A 548-nucleotide genomic window follows, 5' to 3' on the forward strand; every position below is an offset into this window, starting at 1 on the left:
CACAGCCGCACCCGCCGAGGGTCGGTTCCCCGCTGGCCGATTGCGGTGATCCACGGCGCGCTGCATTCGAGTGCGGTGGTGGTGTAGGAGTCGATGAACGCGTGCATCTGCTGCTCGCATGAGCGGGCGTAGGCGGCGAGGATGGGATCGGTTTGGGCCGCGGCGTCGGTCAGTGTAGGCACGCGGTAGGCGGCTACCGCGTCGGTGCGGCGGCGTGGCAGTTGCGCTCCGTCGGAGTTGTCGATGCGGGTCTTCAGGGCGCGGGCGATGACCTGGCCGGGGGAGTTGGTCTCGGTGTCGATCCGGCCGGCTCTGCCTTCGGAGCTCATCACGGCGGCGGCCTCGCGCAGCAGAGCCTCGGTGTCCCACCCGAAAGTTTCCGACTGGGCGACGTAGGTGACGATCTGATCCCACCCCCCGAGGCTGTGTACCCAGCCGAACTGCTCCTCGGTGAGGATCCGATCGAGTAGCTCTTCGGTGTAGTCCTCGTACAGCTCCCCGACGGCGAGCATGTAGGTGTTGGTGATCGTCGACCAGGATGCGGCCTT

At 67.2% G+C, this 548-nt stretch carries 1 pseudogene; it reads right to left on the reverse strand.

Annotated elements, in window-relative coordinates:
* A pseudogene (locus tag K3M35_RS25880) lies at nucleotides 1-548 on the reverse strand (conjugal transfer protein TraA); the annotation flags it as partial.

Source organism: Rhodococcus sp. DMU2021 (assembly GCF_019641445.1).
Taxonomy (GTDB): Bacteria; Actinomycetota; Actinomycetes; order Mycobacteriales; family Mycobacteriaceae; genus Rhodococcus; species Rhodococcus pyridinivorans.